This window comes from Glycomyces sp. L485, from assembly GCF_022548875.1.
In the GTDB taxonomy this organism is placed as follows: domain Bacteria; phylum Actinomycetota; class Actinomycetes; order Mycobacteriales; family Micromonosporaceae; genus Glycomyces.
In genome coordinates this window covers 1-499 of record NZ_JAKZEW010000097.1, presented here as the reverse complement: position 1 = coordinate 499, position 499 = coordinate 1, and the positions used below count along the sequence as shown (strand labels likewise).

Here is a 499-nt window from a genome sequence, read left to right as displayed (position 1 = left end):
CGCAGATCGTCGAAGACATGGGCGCCGGCTGGAATCTGGGAAACAGCTTGGAGGCCAACTCCAACGGATACCCGAGTGAGACCGCGTGGAACAACCCGACCGTAACCCAGGCGCTGATCGACAGCGTGCAGGCGGCAGGGTTCGACACGATCCGGATCCCGGTGTCCTATTTGAATCACATAGGGCCCGGTCCGGACTATACGATCGACTCCGCCTGGCTGAACCGAGTCCAAGAGGTCGTCGACTACGCCTACGACCGGGGCATGTACGTGGTGATCAACATGCACGGCGACGGTTACAAGACCGTCGACGGTTCCTGGCTGATCTGTGATGCGTCCGATCAGTCGACGATCGAGGCCAAGTATCAGCGAGCGTGGCAGCAGATCGCGTCCAGGTTCCAGGACTACGACGACCACCTGATCCTTGAGTCCATGAACGAGGAGTTCGACGGGCAGTTCGGCGACCCTACGCAGCCGTGCTATTCGAACATCAACAGCTA

Annotated in this window: 1 protein-coding gene; it reads left to right on the top strand. The window is 59.7% G+C overall.

Annotated features, from left to right (window positions below):
• Nucleotides 1–499 (top strand): glycoside hydrolase family 5 protein (locus L0U85_RS20170; RefSeq protein ID WP_347177493.1); only part of this gene is annotated, 499 nt, incomplete at both ends.